The sequence below is a fragment of the Paracoccus spongiarum genome, from assembly GCF_030732095.1.
GTDB lineage: Bacteria > Pseudomonadota > Alphaproteobacteria > Rhodobacterales > Rhodobacteraceae > Paracoccus > Paracoccus spongiarum.
The window spans coordinates 294,282-317,388 of sequence record NZ_JAVAMQ010000001.1 but is presented as its reverse complement, the minus strand read 5'-3'; the positions used below and the strand labels follow the sequence as shown (position 1 = coordinate 317,388).

22 protein-coding genes, 1 tRNA gene and 1 pseudogene are annotated in these 23,107 nt (G+C 66.1%); 11 read left to right on the top strand and 13 right to left on the bottom strand.

What is annotated here, in order from left to right:
• Nucleotide 1: 1 nt before the first annotated feature.
• Genes nuoL through Q5Y72_RS01570 form a run of 6 tightly spaced genes read left to right on the top strand, consistent with a single transcriptional unit; the run spans nt 2 to nt 8,560 of the window.
• Nucleotides 2–2,203, top strand: coding sequence for an NADH-quinone oxidoreductase subunit L (nuoL, locus tag Q5Y72_RS01595; protein WP_305961660.1), 2,202 nt, complete (start codon nt 2–4; stop codon nt 2,201–2,203).
• A gap of 1 nt (nt 2,204) precedes the next feature.
• On the top strand, nt 2,205–3,773 hold the full coding sequence (locus Q5Y72_RS01590; protein WP_305961659.1) for an NADH-quinone oxidoreductase subunit M: 1,569 nt from the start codon (nt 2,205–2,207) through the stop codon (nt 3,771–3,773).
• A 10-nt stretch (nt 3,774–3,783) separates the two neighbouring features.
• Nucleotides 3,784–5,340, top strand: coding sequence for an NADH-quinone oxidoreductase subunit NuoN (nuoN, locus tag Q5Y72_RS01585; RefSeq protein ID WP_305961658.1), 1,557 nt, complete (start codon nt 3,784–3,786; stop codon nt 5,338–5,340).
• Nucleotides 5,333–6,106, top strand: coding sequence for a biotin--[acetyl-CoA-carboxylase] ligase (locus Q5Y72_RS01580; protein WP_305961657.1), 774 nt, complete (start codon nt 5,333–5,335; stop codon nt 6,104–6,106). Before nuoN ends, Q5Y72_RS01580 begins: the two co-directional genes overlap by 8 nt.
• 5 nt (nt 6,107–6,111) lie before the next feature.
• Nucleotides 6,112–6,891, top strand: coding sequence for a type III pantothenate kinase (locus Q5Y72_RS01575; protein ID WP_305961656.1), 780 nt, complete (start codon nt 6,112–6,114; stop codon nt 6,889–6,891).
• A complete protein-coding gene (locus Q5Y72_RS01570; RefSeq protein ID WP_305961655.1) occupies nt 6,884–8,560 on the top strand; it encodes a ribonuclease J in 1,677 nt (558 codons plus the stop codon). The genes Q5Y72_RS01575 and Q5Y72_RS01570 overlap by 8 nt, the downstream gene beginning before the upstream one ends.
• Before the next feature lie 22 nt (nt 8,561–8,582).
• On the opposite strand, the gene recR is transcribed toward Q5Y72_RS01570, so the two are convergent.
• The 6 genes from recR to trpA form a co-directional block, all read right to left on the bottom strand.
• On the bottom strand, nt 8,583–9,182 hold the full coding sequence (gene recR, locus Q5Y72_RS01565; protein ID WP_305961654.1) for a recombination mediator RecR: 600 nt from the start codon (nt 9,180–9,182) through the stop codon (nt 8,583–8,585).
• 4 nt (nt 9,183–9,186) lie between these two features.
• Complete coding sequence (locus tag Q5Y72_RS01560) at nt 9,187–9,531, bottom strand: YbaB/EbfC family nucleoid-associated protein (RefSeq protein WP_305961653.1); 345 nt, start codon at nt 9,529–9,531, stop codon at nt 9,187–9,189.
• 3 nt (nt 9,532–9,534) lie between these two features.
• On the bottom strand, nt 9,535–11,355 hold the full coding sequence (locus tag Q5Y72_RS01555; RefSeq protein ID WP_305961652.1) for a DNA polymerase III subunit gamma/tau: 1,821 nt from the start codon (nt 11,353–11,355) through the stop codon (nt 9,535–9,537).
• Between the two features lie 55 nt (nt 11,356–11,410).
• Nucleotides 11,411–12,139: a TerB family tellurite resistance protein gene (locus tag Q5Y72_RS01550; protein ID WP_371930728.1), complete on the bottom strand. Its 729-nt coding sequence runs from the start codon at nt 12,137–12,139 to the stop codon at nt 11,411–11,413.
• 69 nt (nt 12,140–12,208) lie between these two features.
• The gene (locus tag Q5Y72_RS01545) at nt 12,209–12,784 is read right to left on the bottom strand and encodes a VOC family protein (protein ID WP_305961651.1); all 576 of its coding nucleotides are present in this window, start codon (nt 12,782–12,784) and stop codon (nt 12,209–12,211) included.
• Entirely contained in the window at nt 12,784–13,581 is a 798-nt protein-coding gene (gene trpA / locus Q5Y72_RS01540) for a tryptophan synthase subunit alpha (protein ID WP_305961650.1), read from the bottom strand. The genes Q5Y72_RS01545 and trpA overlap by 1 nt, the downstream gene beginning before the upstream one ends.
• Nucleotides 13,582–13,709: 128 nt before the next feature.
• Between trpA and ychF the strand changes: the two genes are divergently transcribed.
• Both ychF and Q5Y72_RS01530 read left to right on the top strand, forming a co-directional pair.
• On the top strand, nt 13,710–14,807 hold the full coding sequence (gene ychF, locus Q5Y72_RS01535; RefSeq protein WP_305961649.1) for a redox-regulated ATPase YchF: 1,098 nt from the start codon (nt 13,710–13,712) through the stop codon (nt 14,805–14,807).
• A 58-nt stretch (nt 14,808–14,865) separates the two neighbouring features.
• A tRNA-Ser gene (locus tag Q5Y72_RS01530) sits at nt 14,866–14,955 on the top strand.
• A gap of 362 nt (nt 14,956–15,317) precedes the next feature.
• Here the strand turns inward: Q5Y72_RS01530 and Q5Y72_RS01525 are convergent.
• From Q5Y72_RS01525 to Q5Y72_RS01515, 4 genes and pseudogenes are all read right to left on the bottom strand, one after another.
• Complete coding sequence (locus Q5Y72_RS01525) at nt 15,318–16,814, bottom strand: recombinase family protein (RefSeq protein WP_305961742.1); 1,497 nt, start codon at nt 16,812–16,814, stop codon at nt 15,318–15,320.
• Nucleotides 16,810–16,971, bottom strand: a pseudogene (locus Q5Y72_RS01520) (recombinase family protein); the annotation flags it as partial. The gene Q5Y72_RS01525 and the pseudogene Q5Y72_RS01520, both read right to left, overlap by 5 nt.
• Nucleotide 16,972: 1 nt before the next feature.
• Nucleotides 16,973–17,170, bottom strand: a complete 198-nt coding sequence (locus tag Q5Y72_RS19850; protein WP_371930727.1) for a DUF2924 domain-containing protein — start codon at nt 17,168–17,170, stop codon at nt 16,973–16,975.
• Between the two features lie 92 nt (nt 17,171–17,262).
• Nucleotides 17,263–17,466 carry a hypothetical protein gene (locus Q5Y72_RS01515; RefSeq protein WP_305961648.1) on the bottom strand — a complete coding sequence of 68 codons (204 nt, stop codon included), beginning with the start codon at nt 17,464–17,466 and terminating at the stop codon, nt 17,263–17,265.
• Nucleotides 17,467–18,020: 554 nt separating this feature from the next.
• On the opposite strand from Q5Y72_RS01515, the gene Q5Y72_RS01510 reads away from it, so the two are divergent.
• Entirely contained in the window at nt 18,021–18,971 is a 951-nt protein-coding gene (locus tag Q5Y72_RS01510) for an IS1595 family transposase (protein ID WP_305961647.1), read from the top strand.
• A gap of 141 nt (nt 18,972–19,112) precedes the next feature.
• Here Q5Y72_RS01510 and Q5Y72_RS01505 read toward each other — a convergent pair whose 3' ends face one another.
• The gene (locus tag Q5Y72_RS01505) at nt 19,113–19,820 is read right to left on the bottom strand and encodes a DUF3800 domain-containing protein (RefSeq protein WP_305961646.1); all 708 of its coding nucleotides are present in this window, start codon (nt 19,818–19,820) and stop codon (nt 19,113–19,115) included.
• Between the two features lie 8 nt (nt 19,821–19,828).
• On the opposite strand from Q5Y72_RS01505, the gene Q5Y72_RS01500 reads away from it, so the two are divergent.
• The gene (locus tag Q5Y72_RS01500) at nt 19,829–19,999 is read left to right on the top strand and encodes a hypothetical protein (protein WP_305961645.1); all 171 of its coding nucleotides are present in this window, start codon (nt 19,829–19,831) and stop codon (nt 19,997–19,999) included.
• Here Q5Y72_RS01500 and Q5Y72_RS01495 read toward each other — a convergent pair.
• Complete coding sequence (locus tag Q5Y72_RS01495) at nt 19,996–20,628, bottom strand: hypothetical protein (protein WP_305961644.1); 633 nt, start codon at nt 20,626–20,628, stop codon at nt 19,996–19,998. The genes Q5Y72_RS01500 and Q5Y72_RS01495 overlap by 4 nt on opposite strands.
• 24 nt (nt 20,629–20,652) lie before the next feature.
• Between Q5Y72_RS01495 and Q5Y72_RS01490 the strand changes: the two genes are divergently transcribed.
• Nucleotides 20,653–21,255, top strand: coding sequence for a class I SAM-dependent methyltransferase (locus tag Q5Y72_RS01490; RefSeq protein ID WP_305961643.1), 603 nt, complete (start codon nt 20,653–20,655; stop codon nt 21,253–21,255).
• A gap of 336 nt (nt 21,256–21,591) precedes the next feature.
• Here the strand turns inward: Q5Y72_RS01490 and Q5Y72_RS01485 are convergent, their stop codons facing one another.
• Nucleotides 21,592–23,100: an aldehyde dehydrogenase (NADP(+)) gene (locus Q5Y72_RS01485; protein ID WP_305961642.1), complete on the bottom strand. Its 1,509-nt coding sequence runs from the start codon at nt 23,098–23,100 to the stop codon at nt 21,592–21,594.
• Nucleotides 23,101–23,107 lie beyond the last annotated feature (7 nt).

Sequence of the window (23,107 nt, the reverse complement as noted above, 5' to 3'; positions counted from 1 at the left end):
CATGGCGCAATTCATCCTGTTCGCCCCGCTGCTGGCCGCGATCATCGCCGGCTTCGGCTGGCGGGTGATCGGCGAGAAAGGGGCCCAGTACCTGACCACGGGCGTGCTGTTCGCGGCCTGTTTCTTCAGCTGGATCATCTTCCTCGGCTTCGACGGCGAGGTGCGGCACATCCCGGTGCTGGACTGGGTCGTGTCGGGCGACTTCGTCAGCGAATGGGCGATCCGGCTGGACCGGCTGACCGCGATCATGCTGATCGTCGTCACCACGGTCTCGGCGCTGGTTCACCTGTATTCCATCGGCTACATGGCCCATGACGAGAACTGGACCCATCACGAACACTACAAGGCGCGCTTCTTCGCCTATCTGTCGTTCTTCACCTTCGCGATGCTGATGCTGGTGACGGCCGACAACCTGCTGCAGATGTTCTTCGGCTGGGAGGGCGTGGGCGTCGCCTCGTATCTTCTGATCGGCTTCTACTATCGCAAGCCCTCGGCCAATGCCGCGGCGATGAAGGCGTTCATCGTGAACCGGGTCGGCGATTTCGGCTTCCTTCTGGGCATCTTCGGGCTGTTCTGGATGACCGGAGGGATCCAGTTCGACACCATCTTCGGCGAGGTGCCTGCGCTGGCGCAGACGCAGATGCAGTTCCTGTGGCGCGGCTGGAACGCGGCCGAGGTGCTGGCGGTGCTGCTGTTCATCGGCGCGATGGGCAAGTCGGCGCAGCTGTTCCTGCACACCTGGCTGCCCGACGCGATGGAGGGTCCGACCCCGGTCTCGGCGCTGATCCACGCGGCCACGATGGTCACCGCGGGCGTGTTCCTGGTCTGCCGGATGTCGCCGCTGTTCGAATTCGCGCCCGACGCCAAGACCTTCGTCACCGTCGTCGGCGCGACCACCGCCTTCTTCGCGGCGACGGTCGGCCTCGTCCAGAACGACATCAAGCGCGTCATCGCCTATTCGACCTGTTCGCAGCTGGGCTACATGTTCGTGGCGGCGGGCGTCGGCGTCTATTCGGTCGCGATGTTCCACCTGCTGACCCACGCCTTCTTCAAGGCGATGCTGTTTCTGGGCGCCGGCTCGGTGATCCATGCGATGCATCACGAACAGGACATGCGCAATTACGGCGGGCTGAAGGACAAGATCCCGCTGACCTTCTGGGCGATGTTGATCGGCACGCTGGCGATCACCGGCGTCGGCATCCCGCTGACCCATATCGGCTTCGCGGGCTTCCTGTCGAAGGACGCGGTGATCGAAAGTGCCTGGGCGGGCAATTCCTATGCCTTCTGGCTGCTGGTCGTGGCCGCCGCCATGACCAGCTTCTACAGCTGGCGGCTGATGTTCCTGACCTTCTGGGGCAAGCCGCGCGGCGATCATCACGCGCATGAGCAGGCGCATGAAAGCCCGCCGGTGATGACCGTGCCGCTGGGGGTTCTGGCGGTCGGCGCGGTGTTTGCCGGGATGGTCTGGTACGGACCGTTCTTCGGCAGCCATGACCGCGTGGCGCAGTTCTTCCACATGGGCCACGGCGGGGCGCAGGCCGCGGCCGAGGAGGGCGGGCATGGCGAGGCCGCAGCCGCGGACGGCGAGGCCGGCGGCCACGCAACCGCAGAGCCGGCCGCGGAACCCGCGGCAGAGCCCGCCGCGGCCGGGACTGCGGTTGCGGACAGCACCGCCGAGGATGACGGCGCAGCCGCCGACACCGGGGACGCCGCCGCGGGCGAACACGGCGTGGCGACCGATGTCGCCGCCCCGGTCGGTGGCGCGATCTACATGCATCCCGACAACAAGACCCTCGACGAGGCGCATGCGGCCCCGACATGGGTGAAGGTCGCGCCCTTCTTCGCGATGCTGGGCGGGCTGGCGCTGGCCTGGATCTTCTACATCCGCAGCCCGGACGCGCCGCGCAAGCTGGCCGAAAGCCAGCCCGCTCTGTACCGCTTCCTGCTGAACAAATGGTATTTCGACGAGATCTACGAGGCGGTCTTCGTGCGTCCGGCCAAATGGTTGGGCCGCAAGCTGTGGACGGGGGGGGACGGAGCCGTTATCGACGGCGCGATCAACGGGCTGGCCATGGGAATCATCCCGCGCCTGACCCGTTTTGCCGGCCGCGTGCAGTCGGGATATCTGTTCCATTATGCCTTTGCGATGGTCCTGGGCATCGTGGGCTTGCTGATCTGGGTGATGATGCGGGGCGCGTACTGACATGACGAACCTTCTTTCGATCATCACCTTCCTGCCGATCGTCGCGGCGGCGATCCTGGCGCTGTTCCTGCGCGGCGACGACGCCGCATCGCAGAAGAACGCCAAATGGCTGGCGCTGATCGCGACCACCGCGACCTTCCTGATCTCGCTGTTCCTGCTGGCGGGCTTCAACCCCGCTGATACCGGCTTCCAGTTCGTCGAGGATCACGCCTGGATCATGGGCCTGCGCTACAAGATGGGCGTGGACGGGATCTCGATCCTGTTCGTGCTGCTGACCACCTTCCTGATGCCGCTGACGATCCTTTCCACCTGGGACGTGACCGCCCGCGTCAAGGAATACATGATCGCCTTCCTGGTGCTGGAAGGGCTGATGATCGGCGTGTTCACGGCGCTGGACCTGATCCTGTTCTACCTGTTCTTCGAGGCCGGGCTGATCCCGATGTTCCTGATCATCGGGATCTGGGGCGGCGCGAACCGCATCTATGCGGCCTTCAAGTTCTTCCTCTACACCTTCCTCGGCTCGGTGCTGATGCTGGTCGCGATGATCGCCATGGCGCGCACGGCGGGCACCACCGACATCGCCGCGATGCTGCAATTCGACTTCCCGTCCGAGACCCTGCGCGTCCTGGGCTTCTCGGTCGTGGGGGGGATGCAGACGCTGCTGTTCATCGCCTTCTTCGCCAGCTTCGCGGTGAAGATGCCGATGTGGCCGGTTCATACCTGGCTGCCCGATGCCCACGTCCAGGCGCCGACGGCGGGCTCGGTCGTGCTGGCTGCGGTGCTGCTGAAGATGGGCGGCTATGGCTTCCTGCGCTTTTCGCTGCCGATGTTCCCGGTCGCCTCGGACATGCTTCAGGGGCTGGTCTTCTGGATGTCGGCCATCGCCATCGTCTACACCTCGCTGGTGGCCCTGGCGCAGTCGGACATGAAGAAGCTGATCGCCTATTCCTCGGTCGCCCATATGGGCTATGTGACGATGGGCGTCTTTGCCGCCAACCAGCAGGGGCTGGACGGGGCGATCTTCCAGATGCTGTCGCACGGCTTCATCTCGGGCGCGCTGTTCCTCTGCGTGGGCGTCATCTACGACCGGATGCACACGCGCGAGATCGACGCCTATGGCGGCCTCGTGAACCGCATGCCTGTCTATGCGCTGGTCTTCATGTTCTTCACCATGGCCAATGTCGGCCTGCCCGGCACATCGGGCTTCGTCGGAGAGTTTCTGACTCTGATGGGGACCTTCAAGGCCAACACCTGGGTGGCCTTTGTCGCCGCGACCGGGGTCATCCTGTCGGCCGCCTATGCGCTGTGGCTGTATCGCCGGGTGACCATGGGCGCGCTGATCAAGGAAAGCCTCAAGACCATCGCCGACATGACGCCACGCGAGAAGTGGATCTTTGCGCCGCTGATCGCGATGACGCTGCTGCTGGGGGTCTATCCACGGCTGGTCACCGACATCACCGGCCCCTCGGTCGAGGCGCTGCTGGTCAACTATCACGATGCCCTGCCGCACGAGGCGCGCGACGGGCTTGCCGTGACCGCCTCGGCGGAAGCGGCGGACGCCAGCCATTGAGGAACGCAAGATGACCGCGCTCGATCTTTCGACCATCCTGCCCGAGCTGCTGCTGGCCATCTTCGCCATGGCCGCGCTGCTGGCGGGGGCCTGGTTCGGCAAGGATGCCATCGCCCGGCAGATCCTGTGGGCCACCGTCGCCGCGCTGCTGCTGGCGGGGCTGTATGTGGGCTTTGCAGACCGACCCGCGCAGATCGGCTTCTTCGGCATGTTCCATGACGACGCCTTCGCCCGCTTTGCCAAGGTGACGCTGCTGATCTCGGCTGCCGCCGTGCTGGCGATGAGCGCGGACTACATGGGCCGGCACGGGCTCATGCGCTTCGAATACCCGATCCTGATTGCGCTGGCCGCGCTGGGGATGATGATGATGGTGTCGGCGGGCGACCTGCTGGCGCTGTACATGGGTCTCGAACTGCAGTCGCTGTCGCTGTATGTGGTCGCCGCGATGCGCCGCGAAAGCGTGAAATCCTCGGAGGCGGGGCTGAAGTATTTCGTGCTGGGCGCGCTCAGCTCGGGGATGCTGCTCTATGGCGCCTCGCTGGTCTACGGCTTTGCCGGCACGACCAGCTTCGAGGGCATCTTCTCGACCATCTCGGCGGGGCAGATGTCGCTGGGGCTGCTGTTCGGGCTGGTGTTCCTGCTGGTCGGGCTGGCCTTCAAGGTCTCGGCCGTGCCCTTCCACATGTGGACCCCGGATGTCTACGAGGGCGCGCCGACCCCGGTGACGGCCTTCTTCGCCACCGCGCCCAAGGTCGCGGCCATGGCGCTGCTGGCGCGGCTGATGTTCGACGCCTTCGGCAATGTGCCGGGCGACTGGGGCCAGATCATCGCGGCGCTGGCGGTGCTGTCGATGTTTCTGGGCTCGATCGCCGGGATCGGCCAGCGCAACATCAAGCGGCTGATGGCCTATTCCTCGATCGCGCATATGGGCTTTGCCCTGGTCGGGCTGGCTGCGGGCACCGCCTATGGCGTGCAGGCGATGCTGACCTACATGGCGATCTATGCGGTGATGAATGTCGGCACCTTCGCCTTCATCCTGTCGCTGGAACGCGACGGCCGGCCGGTCACCGACCTGGACAGCCTGAACCGCTTTGCCCAGGCCGAGCCGCTGAAGGGCTTTGCGGTGCTGTTCCTGATGTTCAGCCTTGCGGGCGTGCCGCCCTTCCTGGGCTTCTTTGCCAAGTTCGGCGTGCTGTCGGCGGCGGTGCAGTCGGGCATGGCGTGGCTGGCGGTGCTGGGCGTGATCGCCTCGGTGATCGGCGCCTTCTACTACCTGCGGATCGTCTACTACATGTTCTTCGGCGCCGAGACCGAGGGGGTGCAAAGCCGCATGGGGCTGGTGCAGTTCCTGGCGCTGGTCGTGCCGGCGGCGATCCTGCTTCTGGGCGCGGTGACGATGCTGGGGGTGGACGACGCCGCCGCCACCGCCGCGCAGTCGCTGGTCGGCCCCGAGCCGACGGCGGCCGAGGCGGGCATGGATGGCGCCGGTCCGCAGGTGTCCGGCGAGGCACCCGAGGCCGTCACCCTTCCGGCGCCCGCGACGCCGCCCGAGACGCCGCGTGAGTGACTCCTCGGCGGTCTTGTGGCCCGAGGGGGTGGCGCGCCACGTCCTGGACCGCGTCGACAGCACCAATGCCGAGGCCCTGAGGCTGGCCGCGCATCTGGCCGGCCCGGCCTGGATCATGGCGCGGCATCAGCAATCCGGGCGTGGCCGCAGGGGCCGCGCCTGGTGTGATCCGCCCGGCAATTTCGCGGCCACCCTGCTGATGCGCCCCCAAGGCGACCCGGCCGATGCGGCGCGGCTGTCCTTCGTCGCGGCGCTGGCCGTCCATGAGGCCCTCCTGCGGCTGTGCGGGCCCAGCCTGAACCTGTCGCTGAAATGGCCCAACGACGTGCTGCTGAACGGCGGCAAGCTGTCGGGGATCCTGCTGGAAAGCGCGGGATCGGGCGCGACGGTCAGCGCGCTGGCCATCGGCATCGGCATCAACCTGGCGGCCGCCCCCGACGGCGACGGCATCGAGGCCCGCGCGACCCGGCCCGTCAGCCTGAAGGGCGAAACCGGCGTGACCGTCACCGCCGACGAAATGCTGGACGCGCTGGCCCTGTCCTTTGACCAGTGGCTGCGGCAGATGCGCGATTTCGGCTTCGGTCCGATCCGCGCGGCCTGGCTGTCGCGCGCCGCGCGGCTGGCCGAGACAATCACCGCCCGCACCGGCAACACGACCCTGACAGGGCGCTTCGACGGCATCGACGAGACCGGCGCGCTGCTGCTGACCACAGCGCAGGGACGCCAGGCGATACCCGCCGCCGACATCTATTTCGGGGGCCACTGACGCCCATGCTTCTGTGCATCGACACCGGCAACACCAACACCGTCTTCGCGATCTGGGATGGCGACAGGTTCCTGGCGCAATGGCGCATCTCGACCGATCACCGCCGCACTGCCGACGAATATTTCGTCTGGCTCAGCACGCTGATCGCCGTGCAGAAATTCGACCTGCAGATCGACGCCTGCATCATCAGCGCCACCGCGCCGCGGGTGGTGTTCAACCTGCGCGTCCTGTGCAGCCGCTATTTCGACACCCGCCCGCTGGTGGTGGGCAAGCCCGACTGCCTGCTGCCGGTCGCGCCGCGCGTCGATCCGGGCACGACCGTGGGCCCGGACCGGCTGGTGAACACCGTGGGCGCCTTCGATCGCCACGGCCCGGACCTGATCGTGGTCGATTTCGGCACCGCGACCACCTTCGACGTGGTCGACAGCGACGGCGCCTATATCGGCGGGGTGATCTCTCCCGGCGTGAACCTGTCGCTGGAGGCGCTGCACATGGGCGCGGCCTCGCTGCCGCATGTCGACGTGACCATGCCCGCGCAGGTGATCGGCACCAACACCGTGGCCTGCATCCAGTCGGGGGTGTTCTGGGGCTATGTCGGGCTGGTCGAGGGCATCGTCGGCAAGATCCGCGCCGAACGGCACCGACCGATGCGGGTGATCGCGACCGGGGGGCTTGCGCCGCTGTTCGATCAGGGGTTTGACCTCTTTGACGCGATCGAGGACGATCTGACGGTTCACGGATTGCGATTGATTCACGATTACAACAAGGAGATGGGCGATGGCTGAGCGTCTGATCTATCTGCCGCTGGGCGGCGCGGGCGAAATCGGCATGAACGCCTATGTCTATGGCTATGGCGCGCCGGGCAAGGAAAGGCTGATCCTCGTCGATCTGGGGGTCACCTTCGGCGACATGGACGGCAGCCCCGGCATCGACCTGATCATGCCGGACATCGCCTGGCTGGTCGAGAACCGCAGCCGGCTGGAGGGCATCTTCATCACCCACGGCCATGAGGATCACCTGGGCGCGCTGGGCCATCTGTGGTCGCGGCTGGACGTGCCGATCTATGCCCGCCAGTTCACCGGCGCGCTGTGCCGGCTGAAGCTGGAAGAGGCCGGGCTGCCCGGCGAGGCCGTCAACATCACCGGCCCGCGCCCCGAGGTGACCCAGCTTGGCCCCTTCACCGTGCAGTTTGTCCCGGTCAGCCACTCGATCCCCGAAAGCGCCGCGCTGATCATCGACACGCCGGCGGGGCGGATCGTGCATACCGGCGATTTCAAGCTGGACGGAACGCCGGTGGTCGGCGATCCCTTCGACCCGATCATGTGGCACGAGATCGCCAGCGAGGGCCGCGGCATCAAGGTGCTGACCTGCGATTCGACCAACGTCTTCTCGACCCATCCCGGCCGGTCCGAGGCGCTTCTGGCCAATCCGATCCTGGAATGGGTAATGGCCCAGAAGAACATGGTCATCGCCACCACCTTCGCCAGCAACATCGCCCGGCTCAAGACCCTGTCCGAGGCGGCGATCGCCTCGGGACGCAAGGTCTGCCTGTTGGGCCGCGCGATGCGGCGGATGGTCAGCGTCGGACTGGAGACCGGGGTGCTGACCGATTTTCCCGACACGATCAGTCCCGACGAGGCCGCCGCGATGCCGCGCGGCAAGGTGATGCTGCTGGTCACCGGCAGCCAGGGCGAACGCCGCGCCGCCAGCGCGCAGCTGTCGCGCGGCCGCTATCTGGGCCTGTCGCTGAAAGAGGGCGACAGCTTCCTGTTCAGTTCCAAGACGATCCCCGGCAACGAACGCCCGGTCGGCCGGATCATGAACGCCTTCAGCGAGCTGGGCGTGGATGTCTATGACGCCGATGACGGGCTGTTCCATGTCTCGGGCCACGCCAACCGCCCCGACATCGAGGCGCTGCACGACCTGCTGAAGCCCGAGATCGTGATTCCCATGCATGGCGAGCACATGCATCTGCGCGAACATGTCCAGATTGCCCGGGCCAAGGGACTGGGTGCCGAGATCGTCACCAACGGCACCATGATCGACCTCGGCGGCGAACGGCCGCGGATCGTCGATCAGGTCGAGACCGGCCGCCTCTATCTGGACGGCTCGGTGCTGATCGGCTCGATGGACGGGATCGTGCGCGACCGCATCCGGATGGCCCTGAACGGCCACGCGCTGGTCAGCGTGATCGTGGACGAGGACGACAACGTGCTGCCCGATGCCTGGGTCGAGCTGATGGGCCTGCCGGGGCGGACCCGCAGCGGCGAGGACCTGGCCCGCCACATCGAGGGCGAGTTGTCCGAGTTCCTTGAATCGGCGGACAACCGCACGGTCCGCGACGATGCCAAGATGGACGAGGCGATCCGCAAGATCGCGCGTCAGGTGTCGATGGAGGAAATCGGCAAGAAGCCCGAGGTGACGGTCATCATCAGCCGGCTGATGGCCGACTGAGCCGCCCCCGCCGCGCCTGCCGTCACAGCCTGCGGCGGGCGCGCAGCGCGGCGCTGATCGTCCCGTCGTCCAGATAGTCCAGTTCGCCCCCGATCGGTACGCCCTGCGCCAGCCCGGTGACGGCGACGCCGCTGCCGGCCAGGGCCTCGGCGATGTAATGCGCGGTGGTCTGGCCATCGACGGTGGCGTTCAGAGCCAGGATCACCTCGGTGACGCGGTCGCGGGCAATGCGATCGACAAGCCCGGGGATGCCCAGATCCTCGGGGCCGATCTCGTCCAGCGCCGACAGCGTGCCGCCAAGGACATGATAGCGGCCGCGAAAGGCCCGGCCGCGTTCCAGCGCCCACAGATCGGCCACGTCCTCGACCACGCAGAGCTCGCCGGTGGCGCGGGCCGGATCGGCGCAGATCGCGCATTCGTCGCGATCGGTGATGTTGCCGCAGGTCAGGCATTCGCGCGAACCTTGCGCCACGTTCTCCAGCAGCCGGGCAAGCTGGATCATCTGGCCGCTGCGCTTGCGGATCAGGTGCAGCACCAGCCGCCGCGCCGAGCGCGGCCCGAGGCCGGGCAGCCGCGCCATCTGCGCGATCAGCGCCTGGATGTCGTCGCTGCCCTCGGCCATCGGATCAGAAGGGCAGCTTCATGCCGGCCGGCAGGCCCATCGCCTCGGTGATGCGCGACATCTCGGACTGCATCCGGTCCTGCGCCCGGCGCTGCGCGTCCTTGATCGCGGCCAGGATCAGATCCTCGACCACCTCCTTCTCGGAGGGCTGGAAGATCGACGGGTCGATGTCCAGCGCCGTCAGCTCGCCCTTGGCGGTGCAGGTCGCCTTCACCAGGCCCGCGCCGGATTCTCCGGTCACGGTGATGCGTTCCAGATCCTGCTGCATCTGCTGCATCTTGTCCTGCATCTCCTTGGCGGCCTTCATCATCTTGGTCATGTCGCCAAGCCCGCCCAGTCCTTTCATCATGCCTCAGTCCTCATCCTCGAAGGGGTCCCATTCCGCGACTTCCGCGACCGGACCCTGGGTGTCATGGGGGTTCTCGGCGCCTTCCGCCGCGATTTCGGCTGCGGAGGCCGGCGCCGGCGCGATGCGGCTGACCGTCTTCAGGGTGGCGCCGGGAAAGGCCGCCAGAACCTGCCGGACGATTGGCAGCTGCAGCGCCCGGTCGCGAGCCTCCTGCATCTCGGCGGCCCGCCGTTCCGCCACGGTCGGGGCGCCGCCCGAACTGGTCACGCTGACGGCCCAGCGCTGCCCGCCGGACCAGCCGCGCAGGCGTTCGCCCAGCTTCTGCGCCAGATCGGCAGGGGCGTTGCCGCGCGGCTCGAACTCGATCCGGCCGGGCGCATAGCGCACCAGAGCGACGTGATTTTCGACCTGCACCAGCAGCAGCATGTCGCCCATGCGGCGGATCAGCTCCAGCACCGAGGCGAAGTCGGGATAGGCCGCGAAGGCGTCGGGCGCGAGGGCCAGCGCGGTCGCCGCGCCCGAGGGCTGCCCGGCCGACGGCCGGGCCTGCATCGCGGGCGGGGCGGGGCGCGCGGCGCGGGGCGCCGGCTGGCTCGCCATGACGGGTGCCGCCTGTCCTGCGCCGGCAGCCGGGCCCGGGCGCGCGAAATCGCCGGCCGCCTGCGATTGCTGGACCTTGCGGATCAGCGCCTCGGGATCGGGCAGGTCGGCCACATGGGTCAGGCGGATCACCGCCATCTCGGCCGCCATCATCCCGTTCGGGGCCGCCGACACCTCTTCCAGCGCCTTCAGCAGCATCTGCCACATCCGGGTCAGCACCCGCATCGCGATGCGCTGAGCCAGATCCTTGCCGCGCGTCCGTTCGTCCGGCGAGATCGTCGGGTCGTCCGAGGCATCCGGCGTGATCTTCACGACCGAGATCCAGTGGGTGATCTCGGCCAGGTCGCGCAGCACGGCGACCGGATCGGCGCCATCGGCATATTGTGCCTGCAATTCGGTCAGTGCCGAGGCCGCATCGCCGCGCAGGATCATCTCGAACAGGTCGATGACCCGGCCGCGATCGGCAAGGCCCAGCATGGCGCGCACCTGATCGGCCCCGGTCTCGCCGGCGCCGTGGCTGATCGCCTGGTCCAGAAGGCTGGTCGCATCCCGGGCGCTGCCCTCCGCGGCGCGGGTGATCAGCGCCAGCGCATCGTCCGAGATGTGCGCCCCCTCGGCGGCGGCGATGCGGCGCAACAGCCCGATCATCACCTCGGGTTCGATCCGGCGCAGGTCGAACCGCTGGCAGCGCGACAGCACCGTGACCGGCACCTTGCGGATCTCGGTCGTGGCAAAGATGAACTTCACATGCGGGGGCGGTTCCTCCAGCGTCTTCAGCAGCGCGTTGAACGCGCTGGTCGACAGCATGTGCACCTCGTCGATGATGTAGATCTTGTAGCGCGCCGAGGCCGCCCGGTAATGCACGCTTTCGATGATCTCGCGGATGTCGCCCACGCCGGTGCGCGAGGCGGCGTCCATTTCCAGCACATCGACGTGGCGGCCCTCGCTGATCGCCACGCAATGCTCGCAGGTGCCGCAGGGCTCGGTGGTCGGGCCGCCCTGGCCGTCGGGGCCGATGCAGTTCATGCCCTTGGCGATGATCCGCGCGGTCGTGGTCTTGCCGGTGCCGCGGATGCCGGTCATCACGAAGGCCTGCGCGATGCGGTCGGCGGCGAAGGCATTCTTCAGCGTGCGCACCATCGCGTCCTGGCCGACCAGATCCGCGAAGGTCTCGGGCCGGTACTTGCGGGCCAGAACCTGATATGCCGGCGTCGTCTCGTTCATCCGTCACCCGTGTTTCGCGGCCACTCTAGCCCTGCCGCGCGGGGGCGACAACCGCTCAGGCGGGGCTTTGATCGCCTGTCGCGTGCATGTCGCGAAACTTCTGCCAGGCCTCGTTCAGCCGCCGCGTGCGCGCCTCGGCGAGGCGCACCGCCTCGGGGGGCAGGCCGCGGGCGATGGCGCGGTCGGGATGCGCCTCGCGCACCAGGCTGCGCCACCGCTTGCGCGCCTCGGGCAGGGGGGTGTCGACGTCGATGCCCAGAACGTCGCAGGGCGGGCAGCCGGCCTTCGGATCGTGTCGGGCGCGCAGGGCGGCGATGCGGCCGGGCGCAAGACCGAAGATGCGCCCGACCTCGTCGATGAAGGCGATCTCGTTCTCGTGCATGTCGCCATCGGCGACGGCGATCACGCACAGCCCCTCCAGCACGTCCGCCAGCACCGGATCCCCGGCCGGGAACATCGCCGCGATGCGCCGCGCCCAGGCGTCGAAGCCCGCAACGTCCTGCCGCGCCAGGTCGAAGACGCGGGCGGCATTCTTTTCCTCGGCGCGCGGGATGATGAACACCCGCCGGAAGGCCGCGACCTCGGACCGGGCCACGGCGCCGTCGGCCTTGGCCAGCTTGGCGCCAAGCGCGATCACCGCGATGGTGAACGCGACCGAGCGTTCGGGCGGCGTCGTCGCCCGCCGCCCGCCCAGCATCGCCGCCATCCGGTCGGCAATGCGCTGCCAGAAGCTGCGGGGCTTCGGCAGGCTGGGGCAGGGGGCGTCGGTGGCGCGCGTGTCCATGGCTGCGAACTTAGCCCTGATCCGGGGCCGAGGGTAGGGGCCGAATGGTCGCGCCGCCGTCCGAGGGCGCTAGAGCCGCACCGGACCCCCTGGCGTGGCGATGATCGCGCCGAAACGCGGATCCCGCGACAGGCGCGGATCGGCCAGCGGCATCCGGTCCAGCGGCAGGCAGAGGCCCGCTAGGCGCAGCCCCCGATCGGCCAGCCGGTCGCAGGGATGCGCGCCGCCGTGCCAGTCGATCAGAATCGGCTGCGCCCCCTCATCGGGCATCTGGCCGGCTTCGGGCAGGGTGATCCGCCAGCGCAGATCGCCCCGGCTGGCCTCGGCGATGGTGGTGCCGGCCGGGGCGGTCAGCGGTCTGGCCCGCACCACCCACCCGGCCAGACGCGGCGGCCCGTCGAACCCGTCCAGCCCGAACCAGCGCCGCCGGGCGGGCGGCGGCGCGTCCGGGTCGATTGCGATGATCTCCAGATATTCGCGCGGCCCAAGCGACAGAAGCAGGTTGTGGGTGCCCATCAGCGGATGGCGGCCGCCGGCCTCGGCCTCGACCCCCAGCAGGTCGCGCAGCCACCGGGCGCCCTCGTCGAGGTCGCGCGCCGCGATCGCGATGTGGTCCAGTTCATGCCCTGCCGCGGCCGCGCCCATCAGCCGCGATGCGCGCCGGCAGCCAGATCGCGCACGAAGCCGAGGATCTCGGGCACCGGCCGGTCCTCGCCGATCTGCTTGACGATGGCGCTGCCGACCACGCAGCCATCCGCGACCGAGGCGATCCGCTGCGCCGCCTCGGGGGTCGAGATGCCGAAGCCGACCACCACCGGCAGGCCGGCGGCCTTGCGGATGCGCGCGACCTCGGGGGCGACCTCGGCGGCGTTGGCGGCGGGGCCGCCGGTGATGCCGGTCACGCTGACATAATAGACAAATCCGCTGGTGTTGGCGACGACGGCCGGCAGGCGGCGGTCATCGGTGGTGGGCGTCGCCAGCCGGATGAAGTTCAGCCCCGCCGCGGCGGCGGGCAGGCACAGCTCGGCATCCTCCTCGGGCGGCAGGTCCACGACGATCAGCCCGTCCACGCCGGCCTCGACCGCCTCGGACAGGAACCGCGCCACGCCGCCCTCGCGGGCATAGATCGGGTTGTAATAGCCCATCAGCACGACCGGAGTGGTGTCGTCCTGCTTGCGGAATTCGCGCAGCATGTCCAGCGTGGCGGTGACGCTGCCGCCCGCCGCAAGGGCGCGCTGGCCCGCCGCCTGGATGGTCGGGCCGTCCGCCATCGGGTCGGTGAAGGGCATGCCCAGTTCGATGATGTCCACCCCGGCTTCGGGCAGGCCGCGCATGATCTGCAGCGCGGTGGCGGCATCCGGGTCCGAGGCCATCATGTAGGCCACGAAGGCCTTGCGGTCCTGCGCCTGCAGCCGCGCGAAGGTCTTGTCGATTCTGGTCATGGCCCGCCCCCTTGTCGTCGGCTGACAGCACTAGCCAACATGGCGCGGCGGCGCAATCGGCCCCGTCAGGCTGGACTTGCGGCGCGGTCGGCCCTAAGACGGCGCGCAATTCAGGAAAGGGTGCAAAGATGGGCTTTCGCATGGGGATCGTCGGGCTGCCGAATGTCGGCAAGTCCACGCTGTTCAACGCGCTGACGAAAACCGCCGCCGCGCAGGCCGCGAATTTCCCCTTCTGCACCATCGAGCCGAATGTCGGCGAGGTCGCGGTGCCCGATCCCCGTCTGGACCGGCTGGCGGCGATCGCGGGCAGCAGGCAGATCATCCCGACCCGGATCACCTTCGTCGACATCGCCGGGCTGGTGAAGGGCGCCAGCAAGGGCGAGGGCTTGGGCAACCAGTTCCTGGCCAATATCCGCGAGGTCGATGCCATCGCCCATGTGCTGCGCTGCTTCGAGGATGGCGATGTCACCCATGTCGAGGGCCGCGTCGATCCGCTTTCGGATGCCGAGGTGATCGAGACCGAGCTGATGATCGCCGACATGGAATCGATCGAACGCCGGCTGGCCAATATCGCCCGCAAGCTGAAGGGCGGCGACAAGGAGGCCGTCGCGCAGGAACGGCTGCTGAAACAGGCGCTGGCGGCGCTGGAGGCGGGCCAGCCCGCCCTCAGCATCGCCGTGTCCGAGGACGACCGGAAGGCCTGGTCCATGCTGCAGCTGCTGACCGCCAAGCCGGTCCTCTATGTCTGCAATGTCGCCGAAAGCGAGGCCGCGGCGGGCAATGCCTGGTCCGACAAGGTAGCCCACATGGCCCGCGCGCAGGGCGCCGGCCATGTGGTGATCTCGGCCCGCATCGAAGAGGAAATCAGCCAGCTTGATGCCGAGGAACAGCAGATGTTCCTGTCGGAAATGGGGCTGGACGAGGCCGGGTTGGACCGGCTGATCCGCGCCGGATACGCCCTGCTGGGCTTGCAGACCTATTTCACCGTTGGCCCGAAAGAGGCGCGGGCTTGGACCATTGGCAAGGGCACGCTGGCGCCGCAGGCGGCGGGCGTGATCCATGGCGATTTCGAGAAGGGCTTCATCCGCGCCGAGACCATCGCCTATGACGACTACATCGCCGGCAAGGGCGAAGCCGGCGCCCGCGAGGCCGGCAAGCTGCGCGTCGAGGGCAAGACCTACGAGGTGAGGGACGGCGACGTCCTGCATTTCCTCTTCAACGCCTGAAGCCCTGCCGCCGAAAACCCGCTTGCACCGGCTGACCGGCGCGTTTAGACGGATCAGCGGAGACGTGGCCGAGTGGTCGAAGGCACACCCCTGCTAAGGGTGCAGACGGGAAACCGTCTCGAGGGTTCGAATCCCTTCGTCTCCGCCACCACATAATCCATTGATTTTAAACAATTTGATACCTTGAGCACTGTAGCGTGATTTCCGCGGCTTGCGGGCCGCTCCGGCCTCTAGAGACATGAATTTGCAGGCGAAATAGCCGCCCGGAATGCCGCAAGTCTCTGTTTGGCACTTGGCGCGATACGGTTTTCTGCCCCCGCATCTGGCGCTGGATTTGACTTTGGGCCAGTTCGAAGCTGACGCGGCTGTCCGAAGGGGTGGGCTTGCGATCACGGAACCGTCGCAAAAGTGTTCATGCTCGTAAAAGGTGCAAGGCTCCGAGCATGCTGGTGATGCACACCGGGACTGGAATGGGCGGCCTCGCGTTCCCGACCGCCACGCTTCCGGTGATCAAAGCCCGCCGACGATCTGCCGCTGCTGATCCCAGTCTGCGGGCAACTGGTGCCGCTTGACCCATTCCGACGTGAAGGCAACCGGCTGATTACCTGTGGCGACCTGATCGGGAACATCCGGTGCAAGGAAGGCGAGGCCGATCATCTGCTGGATGCGGCTGGTGGTGGCCTTTTCCCTGGTGGCGAGGGCGCCGAACGAGTCGCCGGCTTTGACGGCGGCATACCAGCGCTGTGCTATCAGGATGCTCTTCGCCAGCACCGGATCGACCCGCGGCACCGCAGCACCGAGGATGATGAGGGCCTCGACGCCGCGGCGCTGCATTTGGAACGAGGCGGTGATCCGCCGTGCCGCGCTGTCGATCCGATCCGCTGCGATGCCAAGCCGTTCCGCCAAAACCTTGCGGTCAAGCCGCAGGAGAATGCTGCCTTGCTGGAGATGGGCCCGGCGCAGCAGAGGTGCCCAGAGATCGACGCTGCCCTCCGGGTCGCAGTCGTTCGCCAGATGCCGCATCTTCTCCTGCAATCCCGGAATCTCGGCCGCCGACACATCGCGGATCAGATCGGTGAGCACGGTGGGCTTCATCAGGTGGTCCCGCAGAATCCGGGCAATGCCGGTCTCGAGATCGCGAGCCGGCAGTCTCCAGACATCGGAATGCCTCTCACGCCGGTCGGTGACCAGCCGGCGCGAGATGTAATAGCGCAGGCGCTTGCCGCTCTTGCGGGAATGGCTCGGTGTCAGTCGATCCCCGGTCTCGTCGAAGAGCTTGCCGACCACGGGCGAGCGTTCTGCCGCATTCGATCGCCCCCTGTTTCGGGCCGCTTTCGCAGCAAGACGCTCCTGCAGCGCGTCCCACACGGCCGGATCGAGGATCGCCGGATGCTGGCCCGGATAGACCTTGTCGTGGTGCCGGATCCGTCCGGCGTAGAGCGGATTGGTCAGGATCTGGTAGACAAGGCCGCGGCTGAAGGGCGTTCCGCCGTTCCGGCTGCCCGAGGCCGACGGTCGCGCCCGTGTCCGATAGCCAAGGCCTTCCGCCTCCTCTGCGACCGCCCGGACCGAGCCATGCTGGAGATATAGGTCGTGGATATGGCGTATGATCGGCGCCTCGGTCTCGTGAATCGTCAGGCTGCGACCGTCGGGCTTGTAGCCGAAGGGCTCGGTCCCACCCATCCAGAGCCCCTTCTTCTTCGACGCGGCGATCTTGTCGCGGATCCGTTCGGCCGTCACCTCGCGCTCGAACTGGGCGAAGGACAACAGCATGTTCAGCGTCAGCCGTCGCATGCTGGTGGCGGTGTTGAAGGACCGGGTGACCGAGACAAAGGAGGCGCCCGCCGCATCCAGCCGGTCGACGATCTTGGCAAAGTCGGAGAGCGACCGTGTTAGCCGGTCGATCTTGTAGACGACGATCTGGTCGACAAGGCCCCGCCTCGATATCCGCGAGCAGCCGCTGCAGCGCCGGCCGCTCCAGCGTGCCCCCGGACGGACCGGTGTCATCGTAGCGGGTTGGGACCAGAACCCAACCCTCGGCCTTCTGGCTGGTGACATATGCCGCACAGGTATCTGCCTGCGCATCGAGCGAGTTGAAGTCTTGGTCGAGCCCCTCTTCGGAGAATTTGCGCGTGTAGATCGCACAGCGGATCCGGCGCACCATCTCAGGCCCCCTTTCTGCGACGCGAGGTTCCGGCAGGCCCATCATCCGCCCGGGTCTCCTCGGTCAGCCCGAAGAACCGGGGCCCTGACCAGCGGGCCCCCGTGATCTTCCGGGCGAGGGCTGTGAGCGAGGCATAGCGCTCGCCCCCATCAGGAACGCGCCCTCGATCACCTCGACCGTCCAGGTGCGGCCCCGCCATTCCCGGACCAGCTTCGCACTGGGGCGCAGCCGGGTGCCGACCGACGCATGCGACACGCTGCCCGCGGCGATGCGCCCGAGATCCTAGAGGGTTCAGGCCTCTGAACCGCCGTGAGCCTGGCATTGCAACTCAAACGCCAGCGCTCGGCGCATGAAGGGAGCCGAGAGATTCTTCGGGGCAGGTGATCCGATCAAGTTGCCCCAGAGATCGAGCAGGTCGGAGCGGTCAGCGCTCTCCAGCGCTGCCAGGGCTGCGGGCAGCTCCTTGGCGGTAACCGGCGAAACGATCACGCTCATTCCCGCGTTCATTGCGCGGCCTCCGTGCCGGTCACGCCATCAGCCGGTTCGTCGGATTTGGGGGCGACGCGGTAGATCAGCCCGATGCTGCCATCCACAGGCTTGGCCGTCTCGACCGTATTGGGTGCGTTCGACGCGTGAGCGTCAGAACCGTGTCTTCCCAACCAAGCCGCTCGTTGGCTGCATCCCGAAAAAGACCGATCTGAATGGTGGTTGGGGACAGAAAGCCGCAGCGGCCGCACGCATGCACGATGCTGGCTTCGTTGTCGTGGATCGGGACGACAAACCTGCCACTCCGCGCGATAAAGCCGAGTACCCTTTACGGGATGCGGATCGTATCCGGGGCTGTGCGCTTAACTATTTCATCGAGCCGGCTCGCGAGCGCGGGGCATCCAGTGTGGCAATACGCGCTGGCGATCTCGCTGAAGCCATGGGGCTCAGAGACCCATTTCCGAACATTTGTCCGGGTAATCCCCCCAATCTTAAGGCGATTATATACATTGCAAATAGGCTCGTGATCGGCTAGATTGAGGGTAAGGAAAAGGAACCTTGCCATGTCGATCCTGAGCCGCCCCTACTTCCACGACGAAGAAGCCGCCTTTGCTCATCTGGAGCAGGTGATGTGGCCGAACGGCACAGAATGCCCGCACTGCGGCGTGGTCGGCACTGGCGTGAAGATCCCCGCCAATATTGAGAAGCGCGTCCGCTACGGCTTGTGGAAGTGTGGCGACTGCAAGAAGCAGTTTACCGTCCGCGTCGGCACCGTCTTCGAGGCATCCAAGGTTCCGCTGCACAAGTGGCTGCAAGCGGTCTACCTGATGACCAGCAGCAAGAAAGGCGTGAGTGCGCACCAGATGCACCGCGCGCTTGAAGTGACCTACAAGACCGCATGGTTCATGGCGCACCGCATCCGTGAGGCGATGAAGGACGACACACTTGCAGGCTTCGGCACTGGTGGCGGCGTTGTTGAGGTGGACGAAACATTCATCGGCAACGACCGTAACGTGAAGCCAAAGGGCGAGAAGAAGGGCCGTGGCTACGCGCACAAGCACAAGGTTCTGTCGCTGGTGGATCGTGGAACGGGCCGCGCCAAGAGCATGGTCGTTGACGATCTGAAAACGACGACCCTGCTGCCGATCTTGCGCGAAAATATCGCCCGTGAGGCGACCGTCTACACCGACGAAGCGGGCCAGTATCGCAGCCTGTCTGATGATTTCGCTGCCCATGACTTCACCCGTCATGGCGCTGGCGAGTATGTGCGCGGCGACGTCCACACCAACACGATTGAAGGCTATTTCAGCATCTTCAAGCGCGGCATGAAGGGCGTCTATCAGCATTGCGGCAAGAAGCATCTGCACCGCTACGTGGCCGAATTCGAGTTCCGCTATAACAACCGTTCGGCCAATGGCGTTGAGGATGCGGACCGGTCGGCTCTTGCGCTTCTTGGCGCAAAAGGCAAGCGCCTAACATATGAAGGACCTGATTCGAAAGCCTCGCGCGCGTAGCATTAACTAGTCTATTGTGTCAAGTAACTCCCTGTGTTACTGTCAGTTTGACTCCCTCGGTAGGAGCCTCCAACCTAGGGCTGGAGGAGCTAGCGACAGCTAGTGGCAGCCGTAGCGCTTGCCTACTACCGGGGGACGACCTTAGCGAAGTTGACGATGCCAGATTGTGAACTTGCCACCCTTGGCTGTGTCTATTTGGGGGTTTCTTACGCCTGAACGATAAAGAATATAGTCTGATAGTTCGGATCGCGCGGGTGATGCGTCTGGCTTGGCGCGATGTCCATTAAGATGGAAAGCTATCGCTCCAGCAAAGATATCAGACACCCACAGCAGCGGAGTGTTTTTACTGTTTCGGAATTGGCAGCGCCGATAAGGCCAATCACGGGGGTCCCCCGCTTTGCGCCTGCCGCGATTGAGGATAAGTCTCAAGTCATCCGGGGTCTGATTGGTGTTTCTCTGGTCCAGGTAAATATAAAAGTATGCCCTGCCGTAGAGCCGCGCAAATTTACTAGCCAGCTGGTATATTTCCTTATTGAACCCCACCTCTGATGAACCGTCATTATAAGCGCGATGGTTAACCCTGCTGGTGTCAACAACGAGGCTGTGAAACTGAGCAGATGCGAAGGATGGATCATCAAAAAAGCAGTCCACAAGCCGTGTATAGGTGGCCATCTTGGAGCGTGAGACTTTGCCCCACTTCATTTCGCCGTGTGGAAGTTCTGGAGTTCGGGACTCAATCAGCTTTGCGGCGGCTTCTGGCGCTGCCTCTGTCGGTATCACAACGCCGCCCAGCATGAGATAGCGGCACTGTGTTTGACTACTTTCATCAATATAAACATCAACGAACATGGAAGAACATGAGTAACAAACAGTCGCAAAGTCAATCCGACAAGTTCAAAGACCTCGCCCGCGAAGTGAAGGCGGACGAGGACGAAGCGGCGTTTGATCAAGTGCTAGGACGCATTGCCAAAAACAAACCAACAGATGGTGCGCAGACGCCAGACCGCACGCCAAAGCCAAAGCGCTAGGCGGCGGAGGTTATCAGCAGTTCGGCATCTTCCGGGTGATGTGCATCCACCTGCAATCCTGCTGATTTCTCATAGGACAATCCGACAGCATCCATAGCGGCGAAAAGCGCCCTATTCGCGTTGGTCAGGTTGTTTAGATCGGCGACTTGGACCCTAAGCCCAGACGATGGTGGGTTATTAAGGCCCAACACCATGGGCAGGGATACTTCCCAGCCCGCTTCGCGCAATGCTGATGTAAAGCTTCTGGAAAACACCTGGCCGTCAAAGCAAGCGCCATCAACCGCGATGGAAATCGCGCCGGGCGCGCTGCGAAGATGCTCAACCATAGCCTTGCGCTGGACTTCTGAAAGTCGCCTCGGCTCCAATCTCGCTAGTCGCGCTTCCAGATCCTTGATATGCGCCCGTGCTTCGTCTGGCTCTGCACCCTCAAGCTTGGTCTTGTATTCGGCTATCTTCTCATCCCGTGCTTGAAGGCGTTCCCGCTGACTGTCGATGATCCCGCCAAAGCGTAGATTTACCAGCCACCAGACAACGGTAGCACTGGCTAGAACAGCCATTGCGAAAATCAATGGAGCGTCCGCGATCACAGACGCCTCCGAGGCCACGTAGGTGAAGAAGTCTCCCAGCATGAGGGCATGCTACTCAGTGCCCCCATGTTTGCAAGGTATATAATCGCCAAAAAAAAGGACCTGCTGCGCCTGCTGACGGGCAATGGAACGTGGCTGGCTTGGCCTGACAAGGACGCTGACTCCAACGATGCCGGTAGCAAGCCGACCGCGGGATGCCGCGAGCGGGTCGAGGACAAGCTGAACGATACCTTGCACTCGACCAATGTGGTCGTGCTGCTTGGGTCTGGTGCTTCGTTCTGCGCGAAAAACGCGGACGGTCGAAGGCTCCGGGGATGTGGGACCTCTGGCACGCAGTCCGCGATGGATACCCTGGCCGACGGACGGCAGCACTGGGACGATGTCTCCGGCGCACGGTCGGAAGACGCACTCACATGGTTCGAAGCAACGGCTGCGGTGTCGCTCGACATGGTGCGCGACCATCTGCAACCCGGCGAGCCGTTCATCGACATCGGGGCCGGCGCGTCCCGGCTCGTCGATGTGCTGATTGAGGAGGGTTTCGGACCCATCACGGTGCTGGATCTCTCCGCGGCCGCCCTGACCGTCAGCCGGCCGCGGCTCGGCCCAAGGGCTCACGATGTTGCGTGGATCGCCGCGGACATCACGACGTGGCAGCCCGAGCGCGATTAGGCGGTGTGGCACGACCGCGCGTTGTACGGTCGCGAGGTACAAGCTTGTGCCACCGAGGACCTTGCTAAGCTGCAGGGTGGCGCGGCGAAAGCGGAGACGCTGAGCGTCTGACTTGCAATGGACGAACAGCCCCTGGCGCGCGGCAGGGGCGTGGATCCCCAACCGTGGCAACGTCGGTCGGAACGACGCAATCTCGCTGCGGTTGCCGACCACGCAGCCGGCTGCAAAAACGTCGGGTGCTTCACGCGCGGGGGAAAGGATGTGGCACGGCCCGATCACGTGCGCCACACTCAAAAGACGTTGGTCGCTGTCGGGCCGCTGGTGTCTTCGGCCTGTTCATACCCTCAGGTCCTCCGGGAGCAGGTCCTTGGGCAGGTTCTGATAGCAGACCGGGCGCAGCCAGCGTCGGATCGCCATTGTCCCCACCGAAGTGGCCCCGAAATTCGTGCTGGCCGGGTAGGGGCCGCCATGCACCATCGCATCGGCCACCTCGACGCCCGTTGGAAACCCGTTGGCGAGGATGCGACCGGCCTTGCGCTCCAGCACCGGAAGAAGTTGCGCGGCGGCCTCGGTGTCGGCGTCGTCGATGTGCATGGTGGCCGTCAGTTGCCCATCCAGGCACGTGGCCAGCGCCACCATTTCGTCAAGGTCATGCACGGTCGCGAAGATGCCGAGCGGGCCGAAGACCTCGTGCATCAGTTGTGGATCGGCCCGGAGCGCGTCGCCGGTTGTACGCAGGAGCATTGGAGAGGCGTTGCGGCCGTTGCAGGACGTGGACAGGAGCACCCCCACACCAGCGGTTGAGGCGGCACGGTCGCGCCCGGTCCGGAAGGCCTTGGCTATGCCGTCGGTCAGCATCACCTGTGGCGGGACGGTGCCGAGCGCCTCGGCTGCCCGCGCCGCGAAGGCATCGGCCGCGTCGCCTTCCACTGCGATGGCAAGGCCCGGATTGGTGCAGAACTGGCCTGCCCCAAGGGTAAGCGAGGCCGCCCAACCCTCGGCAATCGCCTTGGCCCGGGTGGCCATCGCACCGGGCAACAGGAACATCGGGTTGACCGATCCGAGCTCGCCGAAGAACGGGATGGGTTCGGGCCGCGCCGCGCACAGATCGAAAAGCGCCCGGCCGCCGCGCAGCGATCCGGTGAAGCCCGCCGCCTTGATCAGCGGATGCTGCACCAGCGCCGCGCCCACCGCCTGACTGCCGCCATGAACCATCGAGAAGATACCGGGGTGCAGTCCCTCGGCAGAGATCGCCGCGGCGATCGCCTCGGCCACGATCTCGGAGGTTCCGGGATGCGCCTCGTGCCCCTTCACGACGACGGGGCAGCCTGCCGCGAGCGCCGAGGCAGTGTCGCCGCCGGCGACAGAGAAAGCGAGCGGGAAATTCGAGGCGCCAAATACGGCCACCGGGCCGACGGGGCGCTGCATCAGCCGCAGGTCGGGCCGGGGCAGAGGTGCGCGGTGGGGGAGGGCGGGGTCGTGTCGCCGGTCGAGATACTCGCCGGCCTCGATGTGATCGGCGAAGAGGCGCAACTGCCCGGTCGTTCGGCCACGCTCGCCCTCCAGCCTTGCCGCAGGCAGCCCGGTTTCGCGCGTGGCGATCTGGGTGATCCGGGCGCCGCGCGCCTCGATCTCGTCCGCGATCCGGCGCAGGAACCGCGCTCGCCGCGCGCGCGACAGTGCCGCGTAAGGGACGAAGGCCGCCTCTGCCGCCACCACCGCGCGGTCGACCAGGTCCGGGCTGCCGGCATGGAACCTGTCGGCCACGCCATCGACCGTGGCGTTATCGAAGATCTCTCCCTCGGCGACCCAGTCGCCGGCAATCAGGTGTCGTCCCTTGGTCATCTTCATC